This window comes from Pseudomonas sp. LBUM1641, assembly GCF_059716235.1.
In genome coordinates this window covers 5,288,070-5,310,962 of sequence record NZ_CP166815.1, presented here as the reverse complement: position 1 = coordinate 5,310,962, position 22,893 = coordinate 5,288,070, and the positions used below count along the sequence as shown (strand labels likewise).

Genomic DNA, 22,893 nt, shown 5'->3' with positions numbered 1-22,893 from the left:
TACTCAAGGCTCAACGGCTTTTTTTTCTAATGGGTGGAGGTTCGGTAATTCGTCCGGCAATGCCTGCATAAATCTCATGCAAGGGGCAGGGGACGACCCACCTTTCTCTCTAGGTGGCGCATTATATCTACACCACTCTCAGCGTCCAATACAAACGTTTGTTTGAATTGCCCGCAAGCTAGGTAAATCAAAGCAACGCGGCTTATAACTGACCATTTTGCCGTATTGACCGGAATAGGCGTTCCGGTCAATATACGGTCGGTTTTGCGCATCCCGTAGGCAGACTGTGGGTTTCAAGGCCACCTCGAAAGACAGGCTGAAGGCAAATAAGGGTGACGCGCGAGCCACGATGGCGCGCAGTTTACACGCCACGATAATGAATGACCTCTCAGTCACCACTGACGAACGGTCATCACTCCCGTGAGCAAGGTCCCCTGCCGACGATTGCCTGTGTTTTTGGAGGTGCCCTTGTGTGCCGATGAGCATCAACCGCCAGGTTCGCCTAGGCGACTTTCTTTTCACCGGAGAGTAACGAGGAATCCATGAAGGTTCTTGTAGCTGTCAAACGCGTTGTCGATTACAACGTGAAAGTTCGCGTCAAGGCGGACAATTCCGGCGTCGATCTCGCTAACGTCAAGATGTCGATGAACCCTTTCTGCGAAATCGCCGTGGAAGAAGCCGTACGCCTGAAAGAGAAAGGCGTTGCGACTGAAATCGTCGTCGTTTCCATCGGTCCGACCACTGCTCAAGAGCAGCTGCGTACCGCCCTGGCGCTGGGTGCCGATCGCGCCATCCTCGTCGAATCCGCTGAAGAGCTGACTTCCCTGGCCGTTGCCAAGTTGTTGAAAGCTGTTGTCGACAAGGAACAGCCATCGCTGGTGATCCTCGGCAAACAAGCCATCGACAGCGACAACAACCAGACTGGCCAGATGCTGGCTGCACTGACCGGTTACGGCCAGGGCACCTTCGCCTCGAAAGTCGAAGTGAGCGGCGACAACGTTGCCGTGACCCGCGAAATCGACGGCGGCGCGCAAACCGTTTCCCTGAAACTGCCAGCCATCGTCACCACCGACCTGCGTTTGAACGAGCCGCGCTACGCGTCCCTGCCAAACATCATGAAAGCCAAGAAGAAGCCTCTCGAAGTGCTGACTCCGGACGCTTTGGGCGTTTCCACCGCCTCCACCAACAAGACCGTAAAAGTCGAAGCGCCGGCTGCACGCAGCGCGGGCATCAAGGTCAAGTCGGTGGCTGAACTGGTCGAGAAACTGAAAAACGAAGCGAAGGTAATCTAACCATGACTATCTTGGTAATCGCAGAACACGACAACAAGGTTGTGGCCCCGGCCACTCTGAACACTGTTGCCGCCGCCGCCAAAATCGGTGGTGATGTCCACGTGCTGGTCGCTGGCCAAAACGTTGGCGCCGTGGCTGAAGCCGCTGCAAAAATCGCTGGCGTGAGCAAAGTACTGGTCGCCGACAACGCGGCCTACGCTCACCAGTTGCCGGAAAACGTTGCCCCTCTGGTTGCAGAACTGGGCGCTGGCTACAGCCACATCCTGGCTGCCGCTACCTCCAACGGCAAAAACATCCTGCCGCGCGTTGCTGCGCAGCTGGACGTTGACCAGATCTCCGAGATCGTTTCGGTTGAAAGCGCCGACACCTTCAAGCGTCCGATCTATGCCGGTAACGCCATCGCTACCGTGCAGTCCACGGCCTCGGTAAAAGTCATCACCGTGCGTGCCACCGGTTTCGACCCGGTTGCGGCTGAAGGTGGTTCGGCTGCGGTTGAAGCGGTCGCTGCTGCTCACGACGCTGGCACTTCCAGCTTCGTAGGCGAAGAGCTGGCCAAGTCCGATCGTCCGGAACTGACCGCTGCCAAGATCGTCGTTTCCGGCGGTCGTGGCATGCAGAACGGTGACAACTTCAAGCACCTGTACGCCCTGGCTGACAAGCTGGGCGCTGCGGTCGGCGCCTCCCGCGCTGCCGTCGACGCAGGTTTTGTACCGAACGACATGCAGGTCGGCCAGACCGGCAAAATCGTTGCGCCACAGCTGTACATCGCCGTCGGTATCTCCGGCGCGATCCAGCATTTGGCTGGTATGAAAGACTCCAAGGTGATCGTTGCGATCAACAAGGACGAAGAAGCGCCGATCTTCCAGGTGGCTGATTACGGCCTGGTGGCAGACTTGTTCGAAGCCGTACCCGAGTTGGAGAAGCTGGTCTAATCCAGCCGCTTCACTTATAAAGAGCCCGGTCTTTTGACCGGGCTTTTTTTTGCCCGGTAATTTTCAATTGGAGAACCCTGCCATGGAATTGCGTCCCTGGACTGTACTGCTGGCCCTGTCACTGCTGCCGACGGTGTCGCTGGCGGCTGGCAAATGTGATCGCCTGGTGATCACCGGCAGCCCGGACGCACCGCCTTATCTGTGGCGTGATCCCCAAGACCCCACGCACTTGATCGGCGCCACCGCCGACATGTTGCAGCAAGTGGCCAAAGACATCGGGGTGAAAATCGACCTGCTGTACGGCGGCAAGCGCTCCGTGGCTCTGGACGAAGTGCGCAGTGGGCGCATGGACATCCTCGCCGACGCGCCGTTGACCCTCGACGCCTTGGACGCCTTCGATTACATCCACCCGGCATTGGTGCAAACCGATTACCTGGTCTGGACCCGCAAGGATTCGACCTTGGACTATAAACAACCCGGCGACCTGCATGGCCACAAGGGCGCGGTGTCGGAAAGGGCACGCCTGAGCCGCGACTTTGAAACCTTGGCTGCCGAGCAACTGACCTTGCAACGCTTGCCCAGCCTGACCCCTGCATTCCAGAAACTGCTGTTGGGGGAAGTGGACTACGTACTCGCCGGACGGTATTCCGGTATGGCCATGGCCCAGACCCTGGGCATGAGCAACGACCTGGTGGCGCGGGAAATACCCATCGACCAACCGGGCCTGTACCTGGCGATTTCCCACAACTCCGCCTGCAACGATCCGTGGTTGCGCGGACAGCTCGCCAAAAAGATGACAGAATTGCCCGCGTCCGGTCTGGCGGAAATCGCGCTGCAGAGCAATCTCGAGCGCTGGAAAGCGCAGTTGCAGCAACCCGTCGGCACCCCAACAAAGTAGGGATTTTCAGTGACTATTCGACCTCTTTTCGCGGCCCTCGCCGTTGTAGCTCTGGCGGGATGTGCAGCCGATCCTGCGCCGAATGAACAAATGCGCCTGACCCAGCAAGCCCTGGAGCAAGCCAACGCCGTGGGCGCCGTGGCCGATGACTCGCCCGAGTTGAAGCTGGCTGAAGACAAGTTCACCCAGGCCAAGGCCGACATGGCCGATGAATCCTACAAGGACGCCCGCATGCAGGCTGAAGAAGCCGAGCTGGACGCCCGCCTGGCAGAAGCCCGGGTGCTGACCCGCAAAAGCCAGGAGCAACTGAACGTGCTCAACACCCGTATCACCCGCTTGCGCAAGCAGTTGCAGCTGGGAGACGCCCAATGAGCCCGTTGATTCGTGGGTTGAGCTGTGTGGTGTTGCTGGGCAGTGCGCTCGGTGGTTGCGCGACCCATCCCGACAGTAACCTTGCCTTGCAACAAGCGAGCAGTGACTTCCAGAAGGTCAAGGAAGACTCGAACGTGCTGCGTATCGCGCCCAAGGACGTGATTCGCGCCGGTGAGTCCCTGGCCCGTGCCGACCGTTTCTCCAGCTTCTGGGGCAGCGGTGCCGATGTGGCGCATTACGCCTATCTGAGCCAGCGCTACAGCGCGATTGCCCGGGAACACACCGAGCAGGCACTCAATCAGGAGCGCGGGGTCAAGCTGGAGCTGGAACGCCAGCGCCTGCAACTGGCCCTGCGTGAAGCCAAGCTGGCCAGCGTGCAGCAACAGGGCAAATGGATTGAGGCGCAGATTTCCAGCCTGACCACCGTCCAGCCTGATCGCGGGCTGGTGATGACGCTGGGTGACGTGCTGTTCGACACTGGCGAGGCAGAGCTGCAAAACTCGGCCAACCGCACGGTGCTCAAAGTCGTACAGTTTCTGCAGTTGAACCCCAAGCGCGTGGTGCGCATCGAGGGTTACACGGACAATACCGGTGGCGAGCCGGAAAACCTCAAACTGTCCCGGGACCGCGCCCAAGCAGTGGCGGATCTGCTGAGCGACTTGGGCATCGATGAAAAACGCATCCAGGTCGAAGGCTACGGCGATCAGTACCCGGTTGACGTCAACGCTTCGGAGCGTGGTCGGGCGCAGAACCGTCGGGTAGAGATTGTGTTCTCCGACGAGAAAGGCCAGCTGGGCGCTGCTCGCTAAACCTGTTGTTCAAGGTGAAGGGGTGATTCCTGTGGAAGCTGTCGAGCCTCAGCGAGGCTGCGATAGGATCGCCTCGGTGGACCTGCGAGACCGCAGCGCCTGCATCGCAGCCTCGCTGAAGCTCGACAGCTCCTACAATTGGTTTGTGGTGTCATTGATAGAATGTTTCAAATAGCCCGGTCGCTGATCGGGTTTTTTGTGCCCGCGATTCAGTTCGCAACCCTTACAGTTTTTTCTATCACTGCCGCCCGCGCTCGACTATTGTGGCAACTGTCCCCGTACACTTCTAAACTGTGCCGGTATGTTTCACACAAAAATAAAATACCCGTGAAATCGAGTGCTGCGTCATGACCAATCTGTTGCTCTACCAACGTATCGCCCAGCAACTGGCTGAGGATATCCGCCGCGGTGTCTATCAACCGGGCGAGCGCGTGCCTTCGGTGCGCAAAATGAGCTCCCAGCTCAACGTCAGCCACGCCACCGTGTTACAGGCCTACGCGAACCTGGAAGACCAGGGTTTGATTCGCGCGCGGCCGCAGTCCGGGTATTACGTGCACCAGACGCCTGCGCTCACCGCGCCGACGCCGGACATCGCCCGGGTCGAGCGTCCAGGGTTGGTCACCCGCAGCAGCATTATTCAGCAGGTGTTGGTCGAATCCCGTCGCGAAGGTGTGTTCCCGCTGGGAGCCGCCGTGCCGAGTGTCGACTACTTGCCGGTGCGTGCGTTGCATCAGCAACTGGCCAAGGTCACGCGCTTCCAGAGCCCGCGGGCGTTCAGCTACATGTTCAGCCCGGGTTTTGAACCGCTGCGGCGCCAGGTGGCAATCCGTATGCGGGATGCCGGGGTGGTGGTCGATCCGTCCGAAGTGGTGATCACCCACGGGTGTGTCGACGCATTGCAGATGTCGTTGCGGGTATTGACCCGTCCCGGCGACTTGATCGCCGCCGAGTCGCCGACCTATTACGGCTTGCTGCAACTGGCGGATTTGCTCGGCCTGAAGGTCATTGAAATCCCCAGCGACCCGGCCACCGGCATGAGCCTGGAAGCCCTGCAACTGGCCGCCAACCAATGGTCGATCAAGGCTCTGGTGCTGACCACGCGCCTGAGCAATCCCCTGGGCGGCACCATGCCCGAAGAGCGGCAGAAACAGTTGCTGCGCCTGGCCTCGGATTTCGACATCCAAGTGGTGGAAGACGATATCTACGGCGAACTGATGTTCGAGCTGGGCCGCACCAAAGCCCTGAAAGCCTATGACCGCCTGGACCGGGTGATCTACTGCTCGAGCTTTTCCAAGACCTTGTCACCGGGCATCCGCATCGGCTGGATGATTGCCGGTAAGTACCAGCAGGAAATCCAGCGCCTGCAAATGTTCAGCACCCATTCGGCCTGCAGCGTGACCCAGATGGGCACGGCGGCGTACCTGGAAAACGGTGGGTACGACCGGCATTTGCGCTATATCCGCCAGGAATACCGCAAGAACCTCAGCGCCTTCCAGCTGGCAGTGCAGCAATACTTCCCCGAAGGCACCCAGATGACCCGGCCGACAGGCGGCTTTATCCTGTGGGTCAGTTTGCCGGGACGGGTCAATACCCAGGAACTGCACGTGCGCGCATTGCAGCAGGGCATCAGCATTGCACCGGGGCTGATCTTCAGTAATACGGAACAGTTCAACCACTGTATTCGCCTGAACTGCGGCACGCCGTGGAACCGCGAGGCCGAGCGCGCGTTGATGACCCTTGGCATGCTGGCAAGCCAGTTATGCCAGGAGACTGCAGCGGGTTTATGAGGCGTGGAAAGGGGACACGAAGGGTAGCTGGCTAATTACCATGCTTGTCATACCGTCCTCAACAAGCGAGCATATGGCCTTCTGCCGTTAATGCTGCTGGCGATATGACTTATACCTTTCCTGCTGCGCTGCTGGTCTGTCTGTTAAGCCTGGGGAACGCTGGCGCCGTCCTGGCGGCTCCTGCCGGTGAAACGGCGCCTGCGGCCAGCACCCAGCAAAAAGTAACAGCAAAAAAAGCCGCTCCCGTAAAGAAGGCACCGGTGGCAAAGAAAGCTCCGGCAAAGAAAGCCGCGCCTACTAAAAAACGTGCGCCTATCGCCAGCAAATCAAAATCGGCCCACGAAGTGGCCAAAACTAAGTTGCCGCCGGCAGAGCTGGATTTGAGCCTGCCGTCCAATATGGTCCGCCACCTGCAACCCCTCGGCACCATGCCGCAGCCAAAGAACGTGCCGCTGCTGCCGCCGATGTTTGCCGAGAAGCCCACGGATAACAGCGCGTTCCAGATCAACGGGCGCCTGCTCAGCAATGAAATGCAGCTGCAATTGCGCAACGAAGAACGCCGCGAAGTAGAAGGTGCGGCGCTGGATTTCGAATTCAAGCAATAAACCCGACGAGTAAAAGTGACGCGCACTCCTGACCTTCTGTCGCAGACTGGTCAGTCACTTTTGTTTTGGGTGAAAAACCCCTGTTAAGCCAATTTAAAACGTCTGTTTAAGGGCGTAGTCTTACGTGGCCATCAACACTGAGTTGTCGAGGATCTGTTCGTCATGAAATGCCGTGAAGGCTGTGGCGCTTGCTGCATTGCTCCATCCATCAGTTCTCCGTTGCCGGGAATGCCTGCCGGCAAACCTGCGGGCGAACGCTGCCTGCATCTTTCGGTCGAACAACTGTGCCAGTTGTTTGGTCAGCCAGAGCGGCCGGCGGTGTGCAGTTCGTTCCAGGCGGATATCGAGGTCTGTGGCAACAGCCAGGCAGAAGCGATCAAGTTGATCGGCTGGTGGGAACAGATGACCGCGGCTTAGTGGGCTGTTCAAAGTACTGAACTTCAACAATAAGGAATAAGACCATGGGTTCACTGAAACGAATTGCTGTGTTGTGCGGTTTTACCGTGATGTTTGCTGCCGCAGCGCACGCTGAAGACTGGCAGACTGCCAAGGATGAAGACGGCATCAAAGTGTCGTTGAGTGAAATTGCCGGCTCCAAATACAAGGCTTATCGCGGTGTGACCACCATCAAGGCACCGCTGGCCAAGATCCAGGCGTTGCAGGAAGACGTGGCCGGGGCCTGTTCCTGGATCCACGAATGCAAATCGCAAAAACTGCTTAAGCAAGAAGGTGACAAGAGCTGGACCTACACCCAGTTCAAGGCGCCGTTCCCGGTTACCGACCGTGACTCGATCCTGGAAATCACCACCACCAAGGCCGCTGACGGCAGCGTGACCCGCAAGCTGTTGGAAGTGCCGACTTACCAGCCCGAAGTCAAAGGCTATGTGCGCGTAGCCCAGGTTGACGGTTACTGGAAGCTGGTACCTAAAGGCGACAACCTGACCGAAGTGACCTACCAGGTGCACACCGAGCCAGGTGGCAGCGTGCCGTCGTGGTTGGCCAACAAGTTTGTGGTGGACGCACCGTTCAACACCTTGAAAGCTTTGAAAGAACACGCTGAAAAATAACTGCAGCTGATCAGGTGCCTCCTGCCTTGAGTGGAACGATTTCCAAGCCCTCAAGGTCCAGATAGAGGTAAGCCCACCCATGGGTTTTATCGAGGAGGCTCTGATGCCAAAGTGGAACGTTTCCTTCACTGATGATCATGGTGAGTCGGTAGTCGAGCAATTCGAATGTGAGCAAAAACCGACCCTTGAAGAGGCTGCGCGCCTGGTTCGCGCCCGCGTGTCTCCGGTGCTGAAGGAATTGGATCTCAACGATCTCGAAGGGCGGATCGCCGAACCGACGGTGAAGATCCTGAAAGATCAAAACAGCATTAAAGACCTCAAGGTCGACCCCGCCGCCTGAACATTTCCTGTACGCCCTTAAACAGACTCTGGTGGAGCTGAAAGCTTCGCGTTACTCTGCAATCGAGATCAGCGAATGAATCGCTAAGGTCTGGTCTTGTCAGCTACATGCTTGTGTCCCAGCGGCGACGTCATTGCCGTAACACCCGCGCCGTTACAGCGCGGGCCTTGGGAAGCACGGAAAGTCTATCCATCGGTTTGAGGAGGACGTTTCATGAGCACAGCCTATCAAGAAGACATCAGCACCAACGTGTTGCGCCGCATGAAAGAGGGCGGCTTTGACTTCTCACGTTTCCACCCCATCGAGTTCTACGCCATTTTCCCGGATGAGGAACGTGCGCGCCGGGCTGCGGGTCGGTTTCGTGGGGAATCCCTGAATGCCCAGGTCAGCGCGCGGGATGACGGCGCCTGGTACCTGGAACTGAGCAAAATCATGTTCGCCACCTACGACGGCATAGGAGACTTCGAGCAGGACTTTGAGGCGGTGGTCGAGCCCTTGGGCGGGATCATTGAGGGATGGGGCGTCAAACAGGAGGTGCGTGGGTTACCCATGTAGCGGCATGAGCAATAACACAGCGTATCGGCTGACCTTTGGGTCGGCCGTTTTTGTTTCTGGCTTGGGAAAAAACCTGCACAAAAAAAAGCCACCCGAGCAGGGTGGCCAAAGGGAAGATCGGAGCGAAGGGGAACCGATCGGTACATGCCGTATCACGTTACCCATCAAGCAAAGGGTGAGGCTGTAGGACATGTCCTGTTCAGCCGATGGAGGTGATTATCCCCAGGGTTTGCCGGGCAGTGAAATCAACTCTGACTATGCTGGTGATAGTCATGGCCTGCATTTCAATGAGGCGTCGCCCATGACAGCGGGCATTTGCTGCACCGGGATGGTGCGGTGAGACCTGCGCCTATATCCAACTGATTGATACTTAAGTGTTTATGCCGCTGGCACGGGCCTTGCGATGGTTCTGGCGTCCGGGTGACAAGGAGTACGGCATGATCCGCACTTATTACGATGAGATGTACGACGGGGCAGGGCTTGTGCGCCCCCATTACCGCGAATTCGCCCGCTGGTTGGCCGAGACGCCTGCGGAACTGCTGGCCCAGCGCCGGCGTGAAGCCGATTTGCTGTTTCACCGGGCCGGTATCACCTTCACGCTGTACGGCGATGAGCAAGGCACCGAGCGCCTGATCCCCTTCGACACGATTCCCCGCAGCATCCCGGCCAGTGAGTGGCGGATCGTCGAGCGCGGCTGCATCCAGCGGGTCAAGGCGCTGAACATGTTCCTCGCCGACCTCTACCACGAACAACGGATCATCAAGGCCGGGATCATCCCTGCCGAGCAAGTGCTGGCCAACGAGCAATACCAGTTGGCGATGCAGGGCCTGGACCTGCACCGCGATATCTATTCCCACATCTCCGGCGTCGACCTCGTACGCGATGGCGACGGTACTTACTACGTCCTCGAAGACAACCTGCGCACCCCCAGCGGTGTCAGCTACATGCTCGAAGACCGCAAGATGATGATGCGCCTGTTCCCCGAGCTGTTTGCTGCTCAGCGCATCGCACCCATCGATCACTACCCCAACCTGTTGCTCGACACCCTGAAAAGCTCCAGCCCGTTGGATAACCCCAGCGTGGTGGTACTTACTCCGGGGCGTTTCAACAGTGCGTTCTTCGAACATGCGTTCCTGGCCCGTGAAATGGGCGTGGAACTGGTGGAAGGCGCCGACCTGTTTGTACGTGATGACCGTGTGTTCATGCGCACCACCGACGGCCCCAAGGCGGTGGATGTCATTTACCGCCGCCTCGACGACGCGTTCCTCGACCCGCTGGCCTTCAACCCGGACTCCATGCTCGGCGTGCCGGGCCTGCTGGCGGCTTACCGCTCGGGCAATGTGGTGCTGGCGAATGCCATCGGCACCGGGGTGGCGGATGACAAGTCGGTGTACCCCTTCGTCACCGAGATGATCCGTTTTTACCTGGATGAAGAGCCGATCCTGAAGAATGTTCCGACGTTCCAGTGCCGTAATCCCAGTGAACTGTCCCACGTGCTGGCCAACCTTCCGGAACTGGTGGTGAAGGAAACCCAGGGCTCCGGTGGCTACGGCATGTTGGTCGGCCCGGCCGCCTCGGCGGCGGAAATCGAAGCCTTCCGTGCACGCATCAAGGCCAAGCCCCACGCCTATATCGCGCAGCCAACCCTGTGCCTGTCCACCTGCCCGACCTTCGTCGAAAACGGCATCGCCCCGCGCCACATCGACCTGCGCCCGTTCGTGTTGCAAGGCAAGGAAACCCGCGTAGTGCCGGGCGGCCTGACCCGTGTGGCCCTGCGGGAAGGTTCGCTGGTGGTCAACTCGTCCCAGGGCGGCGGCACCAAAGACACCTGGGTGGTCGAGGATTGAAATATGTTGAGTAGAACTGCCTCGGATTTGTATTGGATGTCGCGCTATCTGGAGCGTGCGGAAAACCTCGCACGGATGCTCGATGTCAGTTATTCGCTGTCGCTGATGCCCCAGGACGGGCGCGGCGATGGCTTGCATGAACTGGCAATGCCGCTGCTGATCACCGGCACCCTCGACGATTACCGCGAGCGTCACGGTGAGCTGCACGCCGAGCGCCTGCTGCACTTCTTCGCTCTGGATGCGGCCAACCCGGCGAGCATCTACAGCTGCCTCGGTGCGGCGCGGGCTAGTGCTCATGCGGTACGTGGGAGAATTACCGCGGACATGTGGGAAAACATTAACGCCACCTGGCTGGAAATTCGCGACATCGCCCAGCAAGGCCTGAGTCGTTACGGCATGAGTCGGTTCTGCGAGTGGGTCAAGGAGCGCTCCCACCTGTTCCGTGGTGCCACCTACGGCACCATCATGCGTAACGACGCTTTTCGTTTTATCCGCCTCGGTACCTTTATCGAACGGGCCGACAACACCCTTCGCCTGCTGGATGCCCGCTATGAAATGGCCGGCGACCAGGCCGAAGCGGTCACCGATGGCACCGCCCACGCCTACTATCAGTGGAGTGCGCTCTTAAGGGCCTTGTCCTCTTTCGAGGCCTACACCGAGATCTACCGCGACGCCCCAGGCGCCCGGCAAGTCGCCGAGCTGTTGCTGCTTCGCGCCGACGTGCCGCGTTCGCTGCGGGCGTGCAGTGAAGAGATCGACCAGATCCTTGGCAGCCTGCCCGGCATCAACGGTCGCCCGGCCCAGCGCCTGGCGGCCGAAATGGATGCACGCCTGCGCTTTACCGCAATCGACGAAATTCTCGAGGAAGGCCTGCACGCTTGGCTGACCGACTTCATCCCCCTCGTGCGCGAGCTGGGCGATGCTATTTACAGTTCCTACCTGGAGGCGGCATGAGACTTTCCATCAGCCACGAAACCACCTACCACTACGAAGACCAGGTGCGCGCCAGCATCCAGTACCTGCGGCTCACGCCCCACGACAGCGAGCGCCAGCACGTCCTTAGCTGGCAGCTGGACCTGCCCCGGCCGGTGCGGGCGCAACTGGACCCGTTCGGCAATATCCTGCACGTGCTAACCATGGACGAGCCCCACGAAGCCATCATCATCGGCGCCCGTGGCCAGGTGGATATCGACGAATTGCGCGAAGCCGAACATGAAAGCCAGTCGGCGTTTCCGTTCCTGCGCTGCACCCGTTTGACTGAGCCGGACGATGCCTTGCGCAGCTTTGCCGAAAAGCATTGCCACCAGCGCCGCGACCGCAGTGCGTTGATTGATTTAATGCATGCGCTGAACCAGTACATGACCTACTCGCCAGGCTCTACCGAAGTCGACACCTGTGCGGCCAAGGCGTTTGCCGGGCGTGCCGGGGTGTGCCAGGACCACACCCACGCCTTCCTCGCCTGTGCCCGTAGCCTGGGCATTCCGGCGCGGTATGTGTCGGGGTATTTGTACAGCGAAGACTGCGAGCACCTGGCCAGCCATGCCTGGGCCGAAGCCTGGTTGGATGACGCCTGGTACAGCTTTGATGTGACCAACCAACTGGCCCGGCCGGAACGGCATTTGAAGCTGGCGGTGGGCCTGGATTACCTGGACGCCTGCCCGGTGCGGGGCATGCGCCGTGGGGGAGGGCATGAGCAGATGCATGCCAAGGTATTTGTGGCGCCGACACCGGTGATTTCGGTGCAGCAGCAGTAGGAATCCGGGAGAGAGAGGGAGCTTTGTGTAGCAGGAAAGCTCTCTGTGCCAGGAAAGCTTTTTGTGGCGAGGGAGCTTGCTCCCGCTGGGCTGCGAAGCGGCCCCAAAGCATGCCCCCGAGTTCTGTCTGGCGAAATGTGATTGTCTGATTGGGGCTGCTGCGCAGCCCAGCGGGAGCAAGCTCCCTCGCCACAGATTTACCCGAGCCTTAAGGCTGCTTTCTGCCCGCCATATGCTTCAAGTACCCCACCAGCAGATCCAGGTCCGCATCCGGCAGCACACTGGCCGCAAACGCTGGCATCTTCGCCTGTGGCCAATGCCGCATGCCTTGCGGGTCGCGAATGTAACGCTTGAGGAAATCCCCGGCGAAATATTCAGTGGGGTTGTAAGGAATATTCAGGTCTGGCCCCACCTGCGCATCGCCGGCCCCGTTGAGGCGATGACACGCCAGGCAGTTCTTCTGGAACAACGCGAAGCCTTGATTTACCGGATCGTCCGCCGCCAGTTTCGGGTCCGGTAGCAACGCCGGGAAGCGCTCCGCAACCGTTGTCATTTGCTTGATTCCGGAGATCTGAAACGGCCATTGTTCAGGGCTGATATGCCCGGCCTGCGGGTCCGTCCACACCAGATAAAACGGCCCGGCACTGGGTTTGCCGTCCGCCAGCGGCGGCCAGGGATGCGCCGGATCTTCTACCGCCAACCAGGCCTGCGAGCCGCTTTTTGACAGCAGCGGCGCCGCCGCAAGTTCTGCGGCAAAGCCGTCAAGCGCCACCGCCTGCAGATGATTTTCCGGCTTGATGCCGGGCAACAGTGCGGCCAGCGGTACCGCGCGATACGTCATGTTGCGCTTGTAGGAAACGTCATCAACGATCTGCACCGTCTGCGCATCCGGGCGCTTGAGCAGCTCGGCGGTTTCCCAGGTTTTACGGGTGTGATCCAGCTCGATGGCCAGCTGTGCGGCAGACGCCGGCAGGGCCAGCAGCAGGGTTATGAGGACGATGATCTGTTTCAAGGAAGGGCCCGTGTTTGAGTGACGATGCGGGTATCACGATACCGCAAAACCACCTGAAACCGGCGCGCAAAACGGCAGCCCCTGACGGGATCGCTATGCGCAATATCCCGAAAGGCGCTGCCAAAGGCTGCGATCCTGGCGCTGTGTCTGCGCAGAATGTGGGGTGTGAGAGGTCAACCAATAACCTTGGTTAGATTGGGCAAGATCAGAATCAGTGTGGTGGCGAAAAGAATAAGTCCCGCCTGACGTACTTTCGATTGTTTGAACATGGCTGACTGCCTTTTGTTGTTATTCCTGAGCGTCAAATGCGTGCCGGTCGATTTCACTATGACGGTGCTACATGACTTTTTTCTTACAGTTCTCACAGGTGCTCCAGCAAAACCCGGCAGCAACCTTTTACTTCTCCTACAGATTCAACCTTAGAGCCCTGGTTCTGCATGGCTTAGATCCATTTCATCTCATTGCCTGAAGAAATCTTATTAAAAAGGCATGAGGCCAAGTGCCAGCCAGACGCCAGCCCTATGGCTAGACAGCTAAAACGATTAATCAGCCAATTCCCATAGCCTCCTACCGTTCGTCTGAGCGTGAGCGTCAAGGTCAATGAGCGGTTCGGTCATTGAATCCGGCGCCCCGGCGCCTAAGGTAAGAGCACGATTCGTTGCCCAGTGATTCGAGGACGTCATGACCCAAGCTTTCATCTTTGATGCGATACGCACGCCCCGTGGCAAAGGCAAGGTCGATGGCGCCTTGCACAGCGTCAAGCCGGTGAACCTGGTGGCCGGGTTGCTGACCGCGCTGCAACAGCGCACCGACCTCGATACCCGGCAAGTGGATGACATCGTCCTGGGATGCGTCACCCCGGTGGGCGACCAGGGCGCCGACATCGCCAAGACCGCCGCCCTGGTGGCGGACTGGGACGTCAGCGTCGCCGGTGTGCAGATCAACCGGTTTTGCGCGTCGGGCCTGGAAGCCGTGAACCTTGGCGCGATGAAAGTGCGCTCCGGCTTTGAAGACCTGGTGGTGGTCGGCGGCGTCGAGTCCATGTCCCGTGTGCCCATGGGCAGCGACGGTGGTGCCTGGGTGCTGGACCCGCAAACCAATCTGCACAGCCACTTCACCCCGCAGGGCATCGGCGCCGACCTGATTGCCACGCTGGAAGGCTTCACCCGTCAGGACGTCGATGCCTTTGCCTTGCACTCACAGCAGAAAGCGGCGCGGGCAAGATCAGACGGTTCCTTCAACAAATCGCTGATCGCCGTGCAGGACCAAAACGGCATCGTCCTGCTGGACCAGGACGAATTTATCCGTGGCGATTCCACCCTCGAAGGCCTGGGCAAACTCAAGCCCAGCTTCGAAATGATGGGCCAGATGGGCTTCGATGCCACTGCTTTGCGGGTCTATAGCCACGTCGAGCGTATCAACCACGTGCACACACCGGGCAACAGTTCCGGGATTGTCGATGGCGCGGCGCTGATGCTGATCGGCTCTTCCGCCCGTGGCCGCGAACTCGGCCTGCAACCCCGGGCGCGGATCGTCGCCACCGCGGTCACCAGCACCGACCCCACCATCATGCTCACCGGCCCGGCACCGGCCACCCGCAAGGCCCTGGCCAAGGCTGGCCTGCGGGTTGAAGACATCGACCTGTTCGAGGTTAACGAGGCGTTTGCGTCGGTGGTGCTCAAGTTCATCAAGGACATGGGCATCGACGCCGCCCGGGTCAACGTCAACGGCGGCTCCATCGCGATGGGGCATCCGCTGGGCGCCACGGGCTGCGCAATTCTCGGCACCTTGCTCGACGAACTGGAGGTGCGCCAGCAGCGGTATGGCCTGGCCACCCTGTGTGTCGGCGGCGGCATGGGTATCGCCACCATCATCGAACGCCTCTGAGCCTAAGGAATCAGTCATGACCGATGCCATTCGTTACGAAAAAGGCCAGGACCAGATCGTGGTGCTGACCATCGACATGCCCGGCCAGAGCGCCAACACCATGAACGGGGTGTACCGCGAAGCCATGGCGGCCGCCGTCGTCCGCCTGGAGGCCGAGAAGGATTCGATTGCGGGCGTGATTATCACCTCGGCGAAAAAGACCTTCTTTGCCGGCGGTGACCTCAATGAATTGATCAAGGTCGACAAGCCCCACGCCAAGGATTTCTACCACAGCGTGCTGGTGCTAAAGGCGCAACTGCGCGCCCTGGAAACCCTCGGCAAACCGGTAGTGGCCGCCATCAACGGCGCGGCACTGGGCGGTGGCTGGGAGATTTGCCTGGCGTGCCAACACCGCGTGGCGCTGGACCACAAGTCGGTACAGATCGGCCTGCCGGAAGTCACCCTCGGCCTGCTGCCGGGTGGCGGCGGTGTCGTGCGCATGGTGCGGATGCTCGGGCTGGAAAAGGCCTTGCCCTACTTGCTGGAAGGCAAAAAGACTACGCCGCAACAGGCGCTGCAAGCTGGATTGATTGACGAGCTGGCGGCAGATCGTGACGAGTTGCTGGCCAAGTCCCGGGCATGGATTCTCGCCAATCCCGAGGCGAAACAGCGTTGGGACATCAAGGGTTATCAGATCCCTGGCGGCACGCCGTCCAACCCGAAAGTCGCGCAAATGCTCGCCATTGCGCCATCGATACTGCGCGCCAAAACCAACGGCTGCTTCCCGGCCCCGGAGAAAATCCTCTGCGCCGCCGTGGAAGGCGCCCAAGTGGATTTCGACACCGCGCACCTGATCGAAACCCGCTACTTCACCGAACTGGTCACCGGGCAAGTGGCGAAAAACATGATTGGCACCTTCTGGTTCCAGCTCAATGAAATCAACGCCGGCAGCTCGCGACCCAAGGGTTTCGCGCCGTATGTGACACGCAAGGTCGGTGTGCTTGGCGCCGGGATGATGGGCGCGGGCATTGCTTACGTCAGTGCCTCGGCGGGCGTTGAGGTGGTGCTGAAGGATGTCAACCTGGCGGCGGCGCAGAAGGGCAAGGCCCACTCGGCAGCGTTGCTCGACAAGAAGGTCGGCCGTGGGCAATTGACCACAGAGCAGCGGGAAACCATCCTCGCGCGGATTATTCCGACCGAATCCGATGCCGACCTCGCCGGCTGCGACCTGATCATCGAAGCCGTCTTCGAAGACCGGGAACTCAAGGCCAAGGTCTCGGCTGCTGCGCAAAGCGTGGTGGGGGCCGACGCAGTCATCGCCTCCAACACCTCCACCTTGCCCATCAGCGGCCTGGCCACGGCGGTGCCCGACCAGGGCAAGTTTATCGGCCTGCACTTCTTCAGCCCGGTGGACAAAATGCCCCTGGTGGAAATCATCAAGGGGACCCACACCCGCGACGAAACCCTGGCCCGAGGTTTCGATTTCGTCCTGCAAATCAAGAAAACCCCGATTGTGGTCAACGACAGCCGCGGCTTCTTCACCTCGCGGGTGTTCGGCACCTTCACCAACGAAGGCATCGCCATGCTTGGCGAAGGCGTGGCGGCGCCGATGATCGAGACCGAGGCACGCAAGGCCGGCATGCCTGTGGGACCGCTGGCGGTCTCTGATGAAGTTTCCCTCAGCCTGATGAGCCATATCCGCCAGCAGACGGCCAAGGACCTACAGGTCGAGGGCAAGCCGTTACCCCAGCATCCGGCATTTGCCGTAATCGACCTGTTGCTCAACGAATACAAACGCCCGGGCAAGGCCGCGGGTGGTGGCTTCTACGATTACCCGGCGGGCGGGCAGAAGCACCTGTGGCCGGAGTTGAAAAGCCGCTTTGAAAAGCCCGAGCAACGGATCTCGGCCCAGGACGTGCGTGACCGCTTGCTGTTCATTCAGGCCATCGAAACCGTGCGTTGTGTGGAGGAGGGCGTGTTGATGTCGACGGCGGATGCCAACGTCGGCTCGATCTTCGGTATCGGCTTTGCCGCCTGGAGCGGCGGGGCGCTGCAGTTCATCAACCAGTACGGCCTGAACGACTTCATCGCCCGCGCCCGTTACCTGGCCGAGCAATACGGTGAGCGCTTCACGCCACCGGCGCTGCTGTTGGAGAAAGCCGCAAAGGGTGAAGCGTTTCGGTGATCGAAATGTGGGAGCGGGCTTGCCTTAGAAGGGTATTTCAAGGCAGGCTTTGGGGGTGTTCATTATTCCCATCGCCGTGTCAGGTATTTTTTATGTCGTTACGCGTGTGCATCCTGGAAACCGATATCCTGCGTCCTGGACTGATCGATCAGTACCAAGGGTACGGGCAGATGTTCAAGCGCCTGTTTTCCAAACAGCCGATTGCCGCGGAATTCGTCATCTATAACGTGGTGCAGGGTGAATACCCGGCGGATGAAGAAGTGTTCGACGCGTACCTGGTGACGGGCAGCAAAGCTGACTCTTTCGGCACCGATCCCTGGATCCAGACCCTCAAGACCTACCTGCTGGACCGCCATGCCCGCGGCGACAAACTGATCGGCATCTGCTTCGGCCACCAGTTGCTGGCGCTGTTGTTGGGCGGCAAGACCGAGCGGGCGACCAAGGGTTGGGGCATGGGTATCCATGACTACAAACTGAACGCCAAGGCACCGTGGATGAGCCCGGTGGTGGAAGAGTTGACGCTGTTGATCAGCCACCAGGACCAGGTCACCACCTTGCCGGAAAACGCCACGGTGATCGCCTCCAGCGAGTTCTGCCCGTTTGCGGCGTACCACATCGAAGACCAGGTGCTGTGCTTCCAGGGCCACCCGGAATTTATCCACGACTATTCCCGCGAGCTGCTGGAGATTCTTCAGACAACGCTGGGGGAGAAGGTCTACACCAATGGTGTGGCCAGTCTGGAAAGAGATCACCACGGTGTGACCGTAGCGGAATGGATGATGCGGTTTGTGGCGCACAAACCGAAAGCGGACGTGGCCTAATCAATTCGGGTTTGGACAGCTTTTTGTGGCGAGGGAGCTTGCTCCCGCTCGGCTGCGCAGCAGCCGCAAGATTTTGGGGGAGCTTCGCACCCCAGCGGGAGCAAGCTCCCTCGCCACAACAGCAGTTTTCCTACAGCCAGCCTGAACGTTTGAAACTCGCCCACAAACTCGTACATCCCACCCCAATAAACCCCAGCACCGCAAAATAGCCGTAGTGCCATTGCAGCTCCGGCATGTTCTGGAAGTTCATCCCGTAGATCCCGGCCACCGCCGTCGGGAACGCCAGAATCGCTGCCCATGCGGCAAACTTGCGTTGCACCACGCTTTGGCGCGACGCTTCCAGCAGCACCCCAATTTCGATGGTCTGGCTGGCGATATCCCGCAGGGTGGTCAGGTCTTCCATCTGCCGCGTGACGTGAATCTGCACATCGCGGAAGTACGGGCGCATGTTCTTGTCGATAAACGGGAAGCTCAGCTTCTGCAACTCCTGACTGATCTCCACCATCGGCGCCACGTAGCGCTTCAGCCGCAGCACGTCGCGGCGCAGGCCGTGGAGCTTCTGGATATCCGCTTCACTCAGGGAGTTGCACAACACGTTGCGCTCCAGCTCATCGACCTCGGCATGAATCGCCTCGCTCACTGGCTGGTAGTTCTCGGTAACAAAATCCAGCAGCGCATAGAGTACGAAATCTTCCCCATGCTCCAGCAACAGCGGCCGCGCCTCACAACGCTGGCGCACGTAGCCGTAGGACGCCGAGTGGCCGTTGCGGGCGGTGATGATATAGCCGCTGCCGGCAAAGATATGGGTCTCGATAAACTCCAGCTTGCCGTTATCGCGTACCGGCGAGTAGGTCACGATAAACAGCGCGTCGCCGAAGGTTTCAAGCTTGGGGCGGCTGTGTTTTTCCAGGGCGTCTTCGATGGCCAGTTCGTGCAGGTTGAACTGGCGTTGCAGGTTGGCCAGCTCATGGGCATTGGGCTCTTCCAGGCCGATCCACACAAAATGCTCGGGCTTGGCGGCCCACGCGGCGCCTTCGTCGAGGGTGATATCGGTGACTTTCTTTCCGGCGCTATAGACGGCGGCCGCAACAACTCTACCCATAGTGCTGATCGCTTCTTTATTGGATGACAGTTGTTGCGCAGCTTAGCCTGAACGCGCCCTCTGTAGGAGCGAGCTTGCTCGCGAAAAACCTGAGAGCGGCGGGTTAATCCAGAATGAGCGCGTAATCGTTAACGTCCTTCGCGAGCAAGCTCGCTCCTACAGGGGGCGATTTCCAACTCTCGGTCCATTGCTTCAATACAATATTTCATTTGCTCGCGGCAGGTCTGCATTAACAGCGGCATGTCATCCATCGTCAGCCCCTTCGTGGGAATCGGCGGCAGCGAGCGAATCAGAATATTGCCGCTGTTCCAGCGGTTGAGCTTCATCTGCTTCACGTACGTGCTGACACATACCTGCACAATCGGCACGCCCGCAGCGATCGCCATCTGGAACGCGCCTTTCTTGAACGGCAACAGGGTTTCGCCGAAGTTGCGTGTACCTTCCGCAAACACCCAGATCGACGTGTCCTTATGCTGCAAGGTGTGTGTGGTGGTCAGCATTGAGCGCCGCGCCTTGTGAGCATTGCCCCGGTCAATCAACACATTGCCCGCCAGCCAGAACAGTTGCCCAAACAACGGCACCCACTTCAGGCTCTTCTTGCCGATACACACCGTGCGATAGGGCACCACGGTGCCGAACACAAACAGGTCATAGTTGGACTGATGGTTGGCGATGATCACGCAACTGCTGGGCTTGTTGCGCAGCGAGTCGACCTCAGCCTTCACCCGCAGGCGCAACAGCCACATCGCCGGCACGGCATACAGGCGCGCGCAGTAACGGCTGTTGTCCGGATTGAACGGCCGACAGATCCCCAGTAGCACGCCCAGCACGCCCGCAATCATAAAATGCAGGCCCATCAACAACATGCGTAACAAAAAAAGCATCGACACAGCCCATCGGGACAAAAGGTGGCGCAGTGTACGGATGTGCACTGTATTCGGCAATTGCCCCTGTAGAGTCGGAAGATAGGCGATGTTTAAGCGCATGTTTCAACGTGCCGTGACAGACACCGCCTAGAGCGGTTGTAGGCAATCCGGAATTCTTTGTAAGAAAAAGCCCGACTCAAGGTCGGGCTTCTATTCAGCAGGCGTAGGTTTGATTAACCCAGGTGGCCTTGGTCCTGAATGATCGCGTCATCCAGCGCATCCAGCAGCGCCTTACGCACCTTCAGCTTGGTGTGCTTGTGGGCGTTCATATTGATCTTCTTCAGTTGGCGAGCTGCTTCCAGCGCCGCGGCCTGCAATTCTTCCGGCGCGACCACCTTATCCAGGAACCCGGCGCTCAACGCGTCCTGCGGGTTAAACATCTCGGCATTGATCACCGAACGGTGGAAGGCCGACTTACGCAGACGATCCCGCGCCAGTTCGATACCAGCGTGGTGCATGGTCATGCCGATCATCACTTCATTCAGGCCAATGCTGAAAGGCCCGTCCACACCAATCCGGTAATCCGCCGACAACAACAGGAATGCCCCCTTGGCCACCGCGTGCCCTGGGCACGCCACGATCACCGGGAACGGGTGCGACAACAGGCGGCGGGCGAGGGTCGAACCCGACGTCACCAGGCTCACCGCTTCTTTAGGGCCGGCGGTCATCACCTTCAAATCATAGCCACCGGACAAAATCCCCGGCGTGCCCGTGATGATCACCACCGCCCGATCTTTCTCGGCCTGATCCAGCGCTTCATTAAACGCACTGACCACTGCCGGCGAAATGGCATTCACCTTGCCGTTGCTCAGGGTCAGGGTCGCGATACCGTCTTCGAGGTGGTAGGCAATCAACTCACTCATGACGCGATTCCTTGTAATGCTTGTAATAGAAGGACAGACGGCAGACGTTACCCACCACGCCCGCCCTGGTAAAGCGCCGTGACTGACTACCCAGTCAGACTTTTCCCTCATGCCCGCCCGCAGGCGGCCTTCGGCAAGGCGCAGCAGCTACTATAGACAAGCGCCGCGAGTGCCCGAGAATGGCAGAATCGCCTTGGTGTGCATGGCACCGGAGAGGTCTGGAACGGCATAACCGCCTAAGCGCATGAAAATTCTGAAAAAAACCTTTGCCATCGGAAAAGCTTTCGACTACATTAGCGCGCCTCGACAGACTGAATCAGTTTGACGAGATACGGTGAAGTGTCCGAGTGGCTTAAGGAGCACGCCTGGAAAGTGTGTATACAAGAAATTGTATCGAGAGTTCGAATCTCTCCTTCACCGCCAAATTCGATGTAAACAAAACCCCTGGTTTCGAGAGAAACCAGGGGTTTTGTGTTTTCTGCGGGACAAAAAAGCCTGTTATGGCTTATCCCCGGTCGCGCAATTGAACCGATCATCAATAGGCGCTTGGCGAGGAGGCTCGAAGTACCCGGGCGTGAGACGGTTTTCGGTACGTTGCCAGCGTTGTGGGTAAGACAGCCTCGAATAGGGAGAATTGTCCTTGAGCGATTCGTAGTTCAAGGAGATATCTATCTGCGCGGCTCCGAACAGGAGGGGGCCTTCGACCGAAAGGATGGAGCCGGTAAGCCAGGTCCCGTCCGGGTTTTCCAGGTACATGGGCGCAGTGACGCGCAGCCAGGTGCGCCCGGCATCCTGGGAAAAATACAGGCGCGGCAGACCGCCTCCACCGTTGCTGAAACTCGGTGGACGAACAATTGGAATGGCCAGGTAGTTCGAGTTGGCAGCATCAATCATCAATGGGGCGCCTTTGCCCCGAACGGTAATACCATTGAACGAGCCAAATCGCGCTACCGGGCTATGAATGCCGAGTCGGGTGTCGGTGTAGTACACCATGTCGCCTGAGTCGGCGATGGAAGGTGCAGAGCCGTTGCAGAGCTTGAGGGTGGTCTGGTCGATCTCGAAGAAGCGCGAGGAGTCGATGCGGTAGATGACTCGGCCAGGCAGATACTGGACCGGCTCGGGGGTATTGCTGCAGGCCGCGAGTAACGCGCACGAGATCAGGAACGACAGCTTCACAGATCCGGCAGTGCACGCTTTCCGAGTGATCTGCGGGAAATTGCCCCGATTGAAGAGCCGCACCTTCTCAAGCCTGCACATAGACCCAAGCCGTCAACCCCGAAGCCAACCCCACCGAAACCCGCTTATAGTCCGACACTTCATACGCATCCGCCGCTGCAAGTTCCTTCTCGGTAATCTGAAACACCATCCCCTCAACACTGTCCTCATCCCGCCCGCTCGGTGAAACAATCGGATGATGAGTCTTGCCACTGGCCGCCAACACCTCAGGATCGGTAATCTCCACCCAACTTGTCGAATACCCCAGCATCGCATCCTGCTGGCCCACCAACTCCCGACCAAAGTTGGCCAACTGCACAGCCTTGTCCTGCAACGTGCCGTAAGAAAACAACAGCACGGGAAATTCGGTCGAGCGTTCCATTTCACTTCCTTGATAGAGCGTTAAGGGTTCAGCCAACAAATCTTCGTAAAACGCACCATAAGCCTCGCTCGGGTGCGCTATCTGGATATCCCGGATCCAAAGTCCTTCATTAGGATACTGGTCAAAGTCCCGAATATCACCGCCTCGATAAATCGCAAAGGGGAAATCGCTGACGCGGTGCCGTTTCTCCTAGCACCGGGCTGCCGTCGGAGTGTTGGTTGAAGGCTGTGAGGGTGTTGGTGCCAAGGTGCTGAGCGGGTGAC

The 22,893-nt window shown here is 59.1% G+C and carries 23 protein-coding genes, 1 tRNA gene and 1 pseudogene; 18 read left to right on the top strand and 7 right to left on the bottom strand.

Going from position 1 to position 22,893, the window contains the following annotated elements:
• Positions 1–542 precede the first annotated feature (542 nt).
• From ACA046_RS24310 to ACA046_RS24245, 14 genes are all read left to right on the top strand, one after another.
• Positions 543–1,292: an electron transfer flavoprotein subunit beta/FixA family protein gene (locus tag ACA046_RS24310; protein WP_076015096.1), complete on the top strand. Its 750-nt coding sequence runs from the start codon at positions 543–545 to the stop codon at positions 1,290–1,292.
• 2 nt (positions 1,293–1,294) lie between these two features.
• Positions 1,295–2,224 (top strand): electron transfer flavoprotein subunit alpha/FixB family protein, encoded by a 930-nt coding sequence (locus ACA046_RS24305; RefSeq protein ID WP_169385996.1) that lies wholly within the window; start codon positions 1,295–1,297, stop codon positions 2,222–2,224.
• 82 nt (positions 2,225–2,306) lie between these two features.
• Positions 2,307–3,122, top strand: a complete 816-nt coding sequence (locus tag ACA046_RS24300; RefSeq protein ID WP_497675138.1) for a substrate-binding periplasmic protein — start codon at positions 2,307–2,309, stop codon at positions 3,120–3,122.
• A 9-nt stretch (positions 3,123–3,131) separates the two neighbouring features.
• The gene (locus tag ACA046_RS24295) at positions 3,132–3,494 is read left to right on the top strand and encodes a DUF4398 domain-containing protein (protein ID WP_258347194.1); all 363 of its coding nucleotides are present in this window, start codon (positions 3,132–3,134) and stop codon (positions 3,492–3,494) included.
• The gene (locus ACA046_RS24290) at positions 3,491–4,303 is read left to right on the top strand and encodes an OmpA family protein (RefSeq protein WP_497675137.1); all 813 of its coding nucleotides are present in this window, start codon (positions 3,491–3,493) and stop codon (positions 4,301–4,303) included. Before ACA046_RS24295 ends, ACA046_RS24290 begins: the two co-directional genes overlap by 4 nt.
• A 347-nt stretch (positions 4,304–4,650) precedes the next feature.
• Complete coding sequence (locus ACA046_RS24285; protein WP_076015100.1) at positions 4,651–6,090, top strand: aminotransferase-like domain-containing protein; 1,440 nt, start codon at positions 4,651–4,653, stop codon at positions 6,088–6,090.
• A gap of 104 nt (positions 6,091–6,194) precedes the next feature.
• A complete protein-coding gene (locus ACA046_RS24280) occupies positions 6,195–6,695 on the top strand; it encodes a translation initiation factor 2 (protein ID WP_497677133.1) in 501 nt (166 codons plus the stop codon).
• Between the two features lie 162 nt (positions 6,696–6,857).
• Positions 6,858–7,112 carry a YkgJ family cysteine cluster protein gene (locus ACA046_RS24275; protein ID WP_076015102.1) on the top strand — a complete coding sequence of 85 codons (255 nt, stop codon included), beginning with the start codon at positions 6,858–6,860 and terminating at the stop codon, positions 7,110–7,112.
• A gap of 44 nt (positions 7,113–7,156) precedes the next feature.
• Positions 7,157–7,762: an START domain-containing protein gene (locus ACA046_RS24270; RefSeq protein WP_063027992.1), complete on the top strand. Its 606-nt coding sequence runs from the start codon at positions 7,157–7,159 to the stop codon at positions 7,760–7,762.
• 79 nt (positions 7,763–7,841) lie between these two features.
• Complete coding sequence (locus ACA046_RS24265) at positions 7,842–8,102, top strand: hypothetical protein (protein WP_076015104.1); 261 nt, start codon at positions 7,842–7,844, stop codon at positions 8,100–8,102.
• Between the two features lie 213 nt (positions 8,103–8,315).
• The gene (locus ACA046_RS24260; protein ID WP_003193463.1) at positions 8,316–8,657 is read left to right on the top strand and encodes a ribonuclease E inhibitor RraB; all 342 of its coding nucleotides are present in this window, start codon (positions 8,316–8,318) and stop codon (positions 8,655–8,657) included.
• A gap of 437 nt (positions 8,658–9,094) precedes the next feature.
• Entirely contained in the window at positions 9,095–10,504 is a 1,410-nt protein-coding gene (locus ACA046_RS24255) for a circularly permuted type 2 ATP-grasp protein (protein ID WP_076015106.1), read from the top strand.
• 3 nt (positions 10,505–10,507) lie between these two features.
• On the top strand, positions 10,508–11,458 hold the full coding sequence (locus tag ACA046_RS24250) for an alpha-E domain-containing protein (RefSeq protein WP_063027996.1): 951 nt from the start codon (positions 10,508–10,510) through the stop codon (positions 11,456–11,458).
• Positions 11,455–12,258: a transglutaminase family protein gene (locus ACA046_RS24245; protein WP_318302142.1), complete on the top strand. Its 804-nt coding sequence runs from the start codon at positions 11,455–11,457 to the stop codon at positions 12,256–12,258. The genes ACA046_RS24250 and ACA046_RS24245 overlap by 4 nt, the downstream gene beginning before the upstream one ends.
• Before the next feature lie 208 nt (positions 12,259–12,466).
• Here the strand turns inward: ACA046_RS24245 and ACA046_RS24240 are convergent, their stop codons facing one another.
• Positions 12,467–13,270, bottom strand: coding sequence for a c-type cytochrome (locus ACA046_RS24240; RefSeq protein WP_497675136.1), 804 nt, complete (start codon positions 13,268–13,270; stop codon positions 12,467–12,469).
• 681 nt (positions 13,271–13,951) lie between these two features.
• Here ACA046_RS24240 and ACA046_RS24235 point away from each other — a divergent pair.
• From ACA046_RS24235 to ACA046_RS24225, 3 genes are all read left to right on the top strand, one after another.
• A complete protein-coding gene (locus tag ACA046_RS24235; protein WP_497675135.1) occupies positions 13,952–15,157 on the top strand; it encodes an acetyl-CoA C-acetyltransferase in 1,206 nt (401 codons plus the stop codon).
• A 16-nt stretch (positions 15,158–15,173) separates the two neighbouring features.
• A complete protein-coding gene (locus ACA046_RS24230; RefSeq protein WP_497675134.1) occupies positions 15,174–17,321 on the top strand; it encodes a 3-hydroxyacyl-CoA dehydrogenase NAD-binding domain-containing protein in 2,148 nt (715 codons plus the stop codon).
• 92 nt (positions 17,322–17,413) lie between these two features.
• Positions 17,414–18,142 (top strand): amidotransferase, encoded by a 729-nt coding sequence (locus ACA046_RS24225; RefSeq protein WP_008434897.1) that lies wholly within the window; start codon positions 17,414–17,416, stop codon positions 18,140–18,142.
• Between the two features lie 130 nt (positions 18,143–18,272).
• Here ACA046_RS24225 and ACA046_RS24220 read toward each other — a convergent pair whose 3' ends face one another.
• From ACA046_RS24220 to ACA046_RS24210, 3 genes are all read right to left on the bottom strand, one after another.
• The gene (locus ACA046_RS24220; protein ID WP_459022978.1) at positions 18,273–19,244 is read right to left on the bottom strand and encodes a magnesium and cobalt transport protein CorA; all 972 of its coding nucleotides are present in this window, start codon (positions 19,242–19,244) and stop codon (positions 18,273–18,275) included.
• Between the two features lie 128 nt (positions 19,245–19,372).
• Positions 19,373–20,128 (bottom strand): lysophospholipid acyltransferase family protein, encoded by a 756-nt coding sequence (locus ACA046_RS24215; RefSeq protein WP_497675133.1) that lies wholly within the window; start codon positions 20,126–20,128, stop codon positions 19,373–19,375.
• 215 nt (positions 20,129–20,343) lie between these two features.
• Entirely contained in the window at positions 20,344–21,033 is a 690-nt protein-coding gene (locus tag ACA046_RS24210) for a crotonase/enoyl-CoA hydratase family protein (protein WP_459022974.1), read from the bottom strand.
• 333 nt (positions 21,034–21,366) lie between these two features.
• Between ACA046_RS24210 and ACA046_RS24205 the strand changes: the two genes are divergently transcribed.
• Positions 21,367–21,456, top strand: a tRNA-Ser gene (locus ACA046_RS24205).
• A 75-nt stretch (positions 21,457–21,531) separates the two neighbouring features.
• On the opposite strand, the gene ACA046_RS24200 is transcribed toward ACA046_RS24205, so the two are convergent.
• The 3 genes and pseudogenes from ACA046_RS24200 to ACA046_RS24190 form a co-directional block, all read right to left on the bottom strand.
• On the bottom strand, positions 21,532–22,209 hold the full coding sequence (locus ACA046_RS24200) for a T6SS immunity protein Tli3 family protein (RefSeq protein ID WP_497675132.1): 678 nt from the start codon (positions 22,207–22,209) through the stop codon (positions 21,532–21,534).
• A gap of 67 nt (positions 22,210–22,276) precedes the next feature.
• Positions 22,277–22,630: a gamma-glutamylcyclotransferase family protein gene (locus ACA046_RS24195; protein WP_497675131.1), complete on the bottom strand. Its 354-nt coding sequence runs from the start codon at positions 22,628–22,630 to the stop codon at positions 22,277–22,279.
• A 30-nt stretch (positions 22,631–22,660) separates the two neighbouring features.
• Positions 22,661–22,816 (bottom strand): annotated as a pseudogene (locus ACA046_RS24190) (M24 family metallopeptidase); the annotation flags it as partial.
• Positions 22,817–22,893 lie beyond the last annotated feature (77 nt).

Coding starts and splice junctions, on each gene's coding strand:
- ACA046_RS24310 (WP_076015096.1), top strand. CDS start 543: ATGAAGGTTCTTGTAGCTGTCAAACGCGTTGTCGATTACAACGTGAAA.
- ACA046_RS24305 (WP_169385996.1), top strand. CDS start 1,295: ATGACTATCTTGGTAATCGCAGAACACGACAACAAGGTTGTGGCCCCG.
- ACA046_RS24300 (WP_497675138.1), top strand. CDS start 2,307: ATGGAATTGCGTCCCTGGACTGTACTGCTGGCCCTGTCACTGCTGCCG.
- ACA046_RS24290 (WP_497675137.1), top strand. CDS start 3,491: ATGAGCCCGTTGATTCGTGGGTTGAGCTGTGTGGTGTTGCTGGGCAGT.
- ACA046_RS24285 (WP_076015100.1), top strand. CDS start 4,651: ATGACCAATCTGTTGCTCTACCAACGTATCGCCCAGCAACTGGCTGAG.
- ACA046_RS24280 (WP_497677133.1), top strand. CDS start 6,195: ATGACTTATACCTTTCCTGCTGCGCTGCTGGTCTGTCTGTTAAGCCTG.
- ACA046_RS24275 (WP_076015102.1), top strand. CDS start 6,858: ATGAAATGCCGTGAAGGCTGTGGCGCTTGCTGCATTGCTCCATCCATC.
- ACA046_RS24270 (WP_063027992.1), top strand. CDS start 7,157: ATGGGTTCACTGAAACGAATTGCTGTGTTGTGCGGTTTTACCGTGATG.
- ACA046_RS24265 (WP_076015104.1), top strand. CDS start 7,842: ATGGGTTTTATCGAGGAGGCTCTGATGCCAAAGTGGAACGTTTCCTTC.
- ACA046_RS24260 (WP_003193463.1), top strand. CDS start 8,316: ATGAGCACAGCCTATCAAGAAGACATCAGCACCAACGTGTTGCGCCGC.
- ACA046_RS24255 (WP_076015106.1), top strand. CDS start 9,095: ATGATCCGCACTTATTACGATGAGATGTACGACGGGGCAGGGCTTGTG.
- ACA046_RS24250 (WP_063027996.1), top strand. CDS start 10,508: ATGTTGAGTAGAACTGCCTCGGATTTGTATTGGATGTCGCGCTATCTG.
- ACA046_RS24245 (WP_318302142.1), top strand. CDS start 11,455: ATGAGACTTTCCATCAGCCACGAAACCACCTACCACTACGAAGACCAG.
- ACA046_RS24235 (WP_497675135.1), top strand. CDS start 13,952: ATGACCCAAGCTTTCATCTTTGATGCGATACGCACGCCCCGTGGCAAA.
- ACA046_RS24230 (WP_497675134.1), top strand. CDS start 15,174: ATGACCGATGCCATTCGTTACGAAAAAGGCCAGGACCAGATCGTGGTG.
- ACA046_RS24225 (WP_008434897.1), top strand. CDS start 17,414: ATGTCGTTACGCGTGTGCATCCTGGAAACCGATATCCTGCGTCCTGGA.
- ACA046_RS24220 (WP_459022978.1), bottom strand. CDS start 19,244: ATGGGTAGAGTTGTTGCGGCCGCCGTCTATAGCGCCGGAAAGAAAGTC.
- ACA046_RS24215 (WP_497675133.1), bottom strand. CDS start 20,128: ATGCTTTTTTTGTTACGCATGTTGTTGATGGGCCTGCATTTTATGATT.
- ACA046_RS24210 (WP_459022974.1), bottom strand. CDS start 21,033: ATGAGTGAGTTGATTGCCTACCACCTCGAAGACGGTATCGCGACCCTG.
- ACA046_RS24195 (WP_497675131.1), bottom strand. CDS start 22,630: ATGGAACGCTCGACCGAATTTCCCGTGCTGTTGTTTTCTTACGGCACG.